This window comes from Micromonospora sicca (assembly GCF_003172935.1).
Lineage (GTDB): Bacteria > Actinomycetota > Actinomycetes > Mycobacteriales > Micromonosporaceae > Micromonospora > Micromonospora sicca.
The window spans coordinates 1-7,427 of record NZ_QGKS01000090.1 but is presented as its reverse complement, the minus strand read 5'-3'; the positions used below and the strand labels follow the sequence as shown (position 1 = coordinate 7,427).

The 7,427-nt window shown below is 72.6% G+C and carries 5 protein-coding genes and 1 pseudogene; 3 read left to right on the top strand and 3 right to left on the bottom strand.

Features of this window, described 5'->3' with window-relative positions; genetic code table 11:
* A pseudogene (locus DKT69_RS03225) lies at positions 1-185 on the bottom strand (hypothetical protein); the annotation flags it as partial.
* Positions 186-330: 145 nt separating this feature from the next.
* On the opposite strand from DKT69_RS03225, the gene DKT69_RS03220 reads away from it, so the two are divergent.
* Entirely contained in the window at positions 331-1,323 is a 993-nt protein-coding gene (locus DKT69_RS03220) for a 4-hydroxy-3-methylbut-2-enyl diphosphate reductase (RefSeq protein WP_109800108.1), read from the top strand.
* Positions 1,324-1,369: 46 nt separating this feature from the next.
* A complete protein-coding gene (locus DKT69_RS03215; RefSeq protein WP_109800107.1) occupies positions 1,370-1,804 on the top strand; it encodes a hypothetical protein in 435 nt (144 codons plus the stop codon).
* A gap of 179 nt (positions 1,805-1,983) precedes the next feature.
* Here the strand turns inward: DKT69_RS03215 and DKT69_RS03210 are convergent, their stop codons facing one another.
* Positions 1,984-5,286 (bottom strand): S8 family serine peptidase, encoded by a 3,303-nt coding sequence (locus DKT69_RS03210; RefSeq protein WP_109800106.1) that lies wholly within the window; start codon positions 5,284-5,286, stop codon positions 1,984-1,986.
* Between the two features lie 148 nt (positions 5,287-5,434).
* Positions 5,435-6,625, bottom strand: a complete 1,191-nt coding sequence (locus DKT69_RS03205; protein WP_109800105.1) for a DNA recombination protein RmuC — start codon at positions 6,623-6,625, stop codon at positions 5,435-5,437.
* Between the two features lie 55 nt (positions 6,626-6,680).
* Between DKT69_RS03205 and DKT69_RS03200 the strand changes: the two genes are divergently transcribed.
* The coding region (locus tag DKT69_RS03200) for a hypothetical protein (protein ID WP_109800104.1) at positions 6,681-7,427 on the top strand (747 nt) is incomplete at its 3' end.

Sequence of the window (7,427 nt, the reverse complement as noted above, 5' to 3'; positions counted from 1 at the left end):
GGTCTCCGTGGGGCGGGCGGTGAGGACCCGGGGCCCGCCTCGGCCGCGATCTCGGCGGCGAGCGCGTCCAGCTCCGGGGTGGTGACGCCGGGGGCGGCCGCCTCGGCCAGCACCTCGTGCACCTCGGCCAGGACGGAACCCGCCCGGGCCATCAGCTCGATCTCGTCAGGGGTCTTCTGGATCACCAGGGCGCGCGTCCTCTCGTACCCGTGCAGGGGTCTCCGGTGGCCCCGCGCGCTGCCGGTCCGGTCATTCCGCCAGCCCGTGCGGCCTTATGTGGCGCGGGTCGCAGCCGCTGCCGTCGGAAAACCGGGCACGTAGGATGGGCGGGTGACTCAGGCTGAGACGACTTCCCGGACCGGCAAGCGCGTGCTCCTGGCCAAGCCTCGCGGCTACTGCGCGGGCGTGGACCGGGCGGTGCAGACCGTCGAGGAGGCGCTGAAGCTCTACGGCGCGCCCATCTACGTGCGCAAGCAGATCGTGCACAACAAGCACGTGGTGCAGACCCTGGAGGCCAAGGGCGCGATCTTCGTGGAGGAGAACGAGGAGGTGCCCGAGGGCGCCACCGTGATCTTCTCCGCGCACGGCGTGGCCCCCGAGGTCTACGAGCAGGCCAGGGCGCGCTCGCTCAAGGCGATCGACGCGACCTGCCCGCTGGTCACCAAGGTGCACCAGGAGGCCAAGCGGTTCGCCGCCGAGGACTACGACATCCTGCTGATCGGCCACGAGGGGCACGAGGAGGTCGTCGGCACCGCCGGTGAGGCCCCCGCGCACATCCAGCTGGTCGACGGCCCGGACGGGGCCGACAAGGTCACCGTGCGCGACCCGAACAAGGTCGTCTGGCTCTCGCAGACCACCTTGTCTGTGGACGAGACGCTGGAGACGGTGGCCCGGCTCAAGTCTCGGCTGCCGCTGCTCCAGTCGCCGCCCAGCGACGACATCTGCTACGCGACCTCCAACCGGCAGCACGTGGTGAAGGAGATCGCCCCCGACTGCGACGTGGTGATCGTCGTCGGATCGCGCAACTCCTCCAACTCGGTGCGCCTGGTCGAGGTCGCCCTGGACGCCGGCGCCCGCGCCGGTCACCTGGTCGACTTCGCCGACGAGATCGACGACGCCTGGCTGGCCGGCGCCGGCACGGTCGGTGTCACCTCCGGCGCCAGCGTGCCCGACGAGCTGGTCCAGCAGGTGCTCGCGCATTTGGCCGAGCGGGGCTTCACCGACGTCGAGGAGATCACCACCGCCAACGAGCGGCTGACCTTCTCGCTGCCGCAGGAGCTCAAGCGGGACATGAAGGCCGCCGCGACCGCCGCGCAGGGCTGACCGGCCGCCGGGAACGAACCACCCCAGCCGTACGTCCGATACGGGTATGAGGAACCTTCGGCTCGCCGTCCCCGCCCTGGTCGTCTGCGCGGCGCTGAGCGCCTGCGGCGGCCAGGCCGGTACGGACGGCACCGCCACCCCGACGGGAGCAGCCCCGGTGACCAGCCAGCCGAACCCGAACCCGACCAACAGCCCGAACGACCCGCAGAACCCGGTCGACCCGCTGCCCACGAAGCCGCCCAAGGGCACCCCCGGTCCGACGAAGCCCCCGCCGGCGGGTGACACCACCCTCACCGGCACCATCCAGGCCGGGGTCGAGCCCAACTGCCTGCTGCTCGACGGCAACCTGCTCATCGGCGGCCCCCGCGACGTGCTGAAGCCCGGCGCCCGGGTCACGGTCACCGGCCGCTCCCAGCCCGGCATGATGACCACCTGCCAACAGGGCACCCCCTTCGTCGTCGCAGCCGCCCGCCCCGCCTGACCTCTGGCACCCGGCGCTGACCAGCCCTCCCCGGCCTCCCCCGGGTCGATCATGAAGTTGTTGTCACCCGCCGGGACGTGTCGCGACAACAATTTCATGATCACAGGGGTGGTCCCGGCCGGAACGGGCGGAGCCCCGCCCCCGGGAACGGGGGCGGGGCTCCTTGGTTCAGCGGGCGGTCAGTTCACCGAGCCGATGGCCACCGAGCCGCGGCCGACGACCGCGCCCTCGGTGGTGGTGACGGCCAGGTCGCCGTAGAGCTCGCGACCGGCGGCCGGGGCGGCCAGGGCGGTCACCGTACCCGTGAGGGTGGCGGTGGCGCCGTTGGCCAGGGACAGCGGGGTGTTCGGGGCGGACAGCGAGCCCAGCGCCGTAGCCGAGAAGGAGTCCCGGTAGTCGTACGCGGTGCTGGTGCCCGGGCCGTCGACGGCGTACCCGTCGATCCGGACCCGGTAGGTGCCGGCGGCCGGGTTCTTCAGGGTCACCGCCTCCTCGGAGTCACCGTCGGCCGCGCGGCCGACCTCGGTGGTGCCGAGGAAGACGTACAGGTCCAGGTCGGCGCCCAGGTTGGCGGTGTTGCCGATCCGGGCGGTGAACGAGGTCGCCCCCGCCGGGACGTCCACCAGGTACTCCTGGACGGCGCCCTCGGCGATGGTCGGCCGCTCGGCGCGCACGCTGGAGAGCGGGCCACCCACGCCGGTCACCTGGACCGGGCCGAACGTGTTGGTCAGGCCCCAGCTCACCTCGGTCGGGGCGCCGGCGGTGACCGCCGGCAGCTCGACCACGGCCGGCTCGACCTTGACGCCCTGCACCCGAGCCTGGAGCTGGAACGGGTTGTCCAGGGCCGGCGAGGTCCGCCGCGACTCCACCTCGATCTCCCAGACCCCCGCGATCGGGTTCTGGTAGTCCCGCTCCTGCGGCTTGCAGGCGGCGGCGTCGGAGAAGTTGGTGTAGCAGGCGGTGCTCGCGGTGCTCTCCACCGGAACGCCGTACGGGTTGACGGCGATGAACCGGGTCTGCGAACCGGTCGCGATGCCGGAGAGGTTGACCTGGAGCGCGCCCGCGCCCTGCGGCACCGTCACGAAGTACGAGGTGAAGCTGTTCCGCTCGACCGAACCCCCGCCGGAGAAGGAGTACTCCGGGGCGGAGACCGCGTTCGAGGCGACCACGACGGTGGAGACCTCGAAGTCGACCACCGAGGTGGCCGGGTCGTCGATCGTCATGATCGCGCCGTGCGCCCCCGCGGTCAGCGGCTTCGCCTTGACCTTGACGGTGACGGTCTTGTTCAGCGGCAGCCACACGACCTGCGGCGCGGTGAACGTGCCGTCGTTGCCGCGGAACGCGACGTTGTGCGCGACGCCCTTGTTCGGGCCGCTGGTCCGGGTCAGCTTGACCTCGTAGTAGCGGCTCTCCTTGACCTTCTGGCCGCCGCGGTCAGCAGCGCAGCGGTTGTAGACGCCGGTGCCCACGTTCGGGGTCGGCTCGAACTCGCCGGAGGCCTTGTTGTACCTGGTCAGGTTCTCCGACAGCTCGGTGCAGACCGGCGCCGCGGAGGTGTAGCTCCGGGTCTGCACGCCCGCGGCCAGCAGGCCCCACGCGCCCGGCACGTTGAACATGCCGTAACCCTGGCCGTACGTCGGGACGCCGGCGATCGGCTTGGCGGAGGTGTAGATGGCCCGGCGCAGCGCGGCCGGGGTGACGCCCTTGTCGGTCGCCTTCGCGGCCGACAGCAGCAGCGCGGCGGCGCCGGTGGCCTGCGGGGAGGCCATCGAGGTGCCGTTCAGCATCTGGTAGCCCGGGGGCAGCGGGTAGCCGGCCTCGGGGACCGGGTTGCCCGGCTGCCAGGTCGGCGCGGTGGAGATGGCCGAGCCGGGGGCGGAGATGCTCGGCTTGAAGCCGCCGTCCTCACGCGGGCCGCGCGAGGAGAAGTTGAACAGCGCGTTGTCCTTGCGGACCACCGAGCCGTAGTTGGCCAGCCAGGTGTCCTTGCTGATGTTCGCGGCGACGCTGACCACGTCGGTGGCGACGGAGGGGTCGCCGACGGTGTTCAGGCCCGGGCCGGAGTTGCCGGCCGAGATGAACATCTGCACGCCGTACGTGTTGATCAGGTCGTTGTAGAGGTTCGCGCGGGCGTTCGAGCCGTCGTTGAGCGCCGGCAGGCCGCCGATCGACATGTTGACCACGTCGACCTTGCGGTTGATCACCAGGTCGGCCATGCCGGTGGTGAGCGCCGCGGCGGTGCAGCCGCCGCCCCAGGAGCAGGCCCGGGCGGAGACCAGCTTGGCGCCGGGGGCGGCGCCGTCGAAGGCGCTGTTGCCCAGCATGTCGTTGGCGGCGGTGATGCCGGCGACGTGCGTGCCGTGGGTCGCCTCGATGATGCCGATGTTCACGTAGTCCCAGGTGCCCGGGATGCCGATCGGCGAGGTGTCCACGTTGCGGCGGTACTCGACCACGAACGGCATCTGATCGCGGACCGCGGTGGCCGGGCTGTCCGTGCCGAAGTGGCCGACCTGGAACTTCTCCTTGTACGGCCGCATCAGCTCGTCATCGGTGAAGTTGTTGTTCTGGTTGACGTCGACCCAGATGTTGCCGTTGGCCGGGTCGTAGAGGATGCCCCATGCGTCGGTGGTGTCGCCGTCCCGGTTGACGTCACCGGCCGGGTCGCTGGCCGCGGTGATGTTCTCCCGGAAGAGGTTGAACCGGTAGGCGCCGGCCGGGGCGGTCCAGGTGGCGCCCGCGATGCTGAAGGTCGGGCCGGTGGCCTCGTTGTTCATCCGACGCCAGGTGGGGTCCTCGAGCGGGTCCGTCGCGGTGACCCAGTCGACGATCTTGCGCTCACCCGTGGTGGTCTTCTGCAGCGCCGGCTGGTCCAGGTCGATGCCGGAGTCCATGATGCCGATGGTGACGCCGCGGCCGTCCCACTCCGGGTGCGCGGCCTTGAAGGCCTCCGCGCCGGTCTCGTTGGTCGGCATGTACGGGTTGACCGCGCCGGTGTCCCCACCGGGGCCGGCCAGGGTCTCGCCCTGCTCGGCGGTCTTCGCGCCGGCCGGGGCGGCCTCGGGGGCCGGGTCGGGGAGCTTGATGGTCTCGTCGAGGTCGACGGCGGAGACGCCGGGCAGCGTGGCGGCCTTGAGGACCTTCGCGGTGGGGACCTTGGCCAGCAGGTAGCCGACCTGGTCGTACCGCTCGCTGATGGAGGCGCCCAGGCCCTTCAGGCCGTCGGCGACCTTCTTGGCCGACCCCTTCTTGGCGGCGATGATCAGGGTGACGGTCGGGGCGTGCTTCGCCTCCGCCTCGTCGAGGAGCTTGGCGTCGTGCGCGCCCAGCGTCTCGACGGCGGTCGGCTGCGAGGCGTCGGGGGTGGTGGCGGGGGCGGCGCTCGCGGTCGCGGCGCCACCCCCCACGGTCATGGCGCCGGCCGCCAGGACCGAGGCGAAGAGCGCGGCGGAGGTACGCCGGCTCAGGTTGCGGGGTTTACTCACGTTCTCTTCCTCCAGAGAACAGGGCCCTTCAGAAACAGGGCACGCGTGAGCGAAATCCTTCGGGGTGGCCGGCGTCGATGTCACTACCGAGACGTAGGTTGTGACCGGTCCGTGACGTGGGTCGGCCGTCATCGTCACACCGGCCGTGTTAAACGTCGATGTCTGCTGACCGTTCGGCCGATGTGGACCCGCCCTCGTTCCCGGTCCCGACCAGCTCCGGGGCCTGCGGCTGCCGGGGTGCCAGCTCCACCTGCGCCGGGGTGGCCAGCTCCTGGTCGGAGACGCCCAGCTCGGCGAGCTTGCGCGCGCTGACCAGCACCCGCGCCTCCAGCGACCCGACCGCCCGGTTGTACGCGGTCACCGCCCCGCCGAGCGATGCGCCGAGCTTGCCGACGTGGTCGCCCAGGGTGGACAGTCGCCCGTACAGTTCGCGGGCCAGGGAATGCACCGCCACCGCGTTGCGCGCCAACGCCTCCTGCCGCCACGAGTAGGCCACCGTGCGCAACAGCGCCACCAGGGTGGCCGGGGTCGCGAGCACCACGTTGCGGGCGAAGGCGTGCTCCAGCAGCGTCGGGTCGCGCTGCAACGCCACGTCGAGGAACGGGTCGGCCGGCACGAAGAGCACCACGAACTCCGGCGTCGAGTCGAAGGCCGCCCAGTAGGTCTTCGCCGCGAGCGCGTCCACGTGCGCCCGCAGGTGCCGCGCGTGCGCGTCGAGGTGGGTGTCCCGCCCCCGCTCGTCGCGCGCCTCCATCGCGGTCAGGTACGCGTCGAAGGGCGCCTTGGCGTCGACCACCACGCTGCGCCCGCCGTGCAGCCGGACCACCAGGTCGGGGCGGACCCCCTGGTGGTCGGTGGCGGCGGTGACCTGCTCGTCGAAGTCGCAGTGCTCCAGCAGGCCGGCGGCCTCGACGATCCGGCGGAGCTGGTGCTCGCCCCAGCGCCCCCGCACCTGCGGCGCCCGCAGCGCGGCCACCAGCTGCTTGGTCTCGGTGCGCAGCTCCCCGGAGACCGTGCTCATCGCCCGGACCTGCTCCCGCAGCTCGGCGTACGCGTCGACCCGGTCGTGCTCCAGCTCGGCGACCCGCTGCTCGTACCGCCGGAGGGTGTCGTGCAGCGGGGCCACCGCCCGGGCGACCGCCTCCTGCGACTGGGCGGTCGCCTCGTAGCTGAGCGCCCGCATCGACTGCTCCAGCCGCCCCTCGCCCGCCCGGGTGGCCTCCAGGGTCGCCTCCAACCGGGCGATCTGGGTGGCCGCGCGGGACCGGGCGGCCAGCCAGCCGACCGCGCCGCCCGCGGCGAGGCAGAGCACCACCACGGCCAGCGTCGCGAAGTCCATGCCCGAGAGCTTGCCAAACGGGTACGACGAGCGCCCGGTGGGTACGTTCGGGGGTATGGAAGCTGCCCTGTGGGTGATCCTGGTCCTGTTGCTCGGAGGTGCGCTCGTGTTCTGGCGGTGGGGGAGCAGGGCCCGGCGGGCCACCGAGCTGGCCGACGCCCGCGCGGAGGCGCAGCGCTGGTACGAGCGCCTCGGCGGGCAGTTGATGAACCTGCACGGCGACGCGCCGGCGGTGCGGCAGGCGCTGGCCGACGCCGGTGAGCGGTACAACGCGGCCGGGTCGCAGCTGGAGCAGGCGGGGACGCCGCACCAGTTCGCGCTGGCCCGGGAGACCGCGCTGGAGGGGCTGGCCTACATCCGGGCCGCCCGCACCGCGCTGGGCATCGACCCGGGCCCGGAGCTGCCGCCGCTGGCCGCCGCCCGGGGCGCCGGCATGCTCACCAAGGAGCGTGAGGTCAACGTGCAGGGGCAGACCTACCGGGCCGGCCCGCAGCCGGGCAACCAGACGCCCTATTACTACCCGGGCGGCAACTGGCAGGGCCGTCCGGTGCCCGCCGGCTGGTACTCGACGCCCTGGTGGAAGACCGCGCTCGGCACCGGGGCCGGCGTGCTCGGCGGCATCCTGATCGCCGACGCGCTCTTCTCGCCCGCCTTCGCCGACCCGGGCTACGGCTACGAGGCCGGCTACCAGGAGGGCTTCGGCGACGGCCAGGACCAGGGCGGGGACTTCGGCGACCAGGGCGGCGGCGACCAGGGCGGCGGCGACCAGGGCGGCGGCGACCAGGGCGGCGGCGACCAGGGC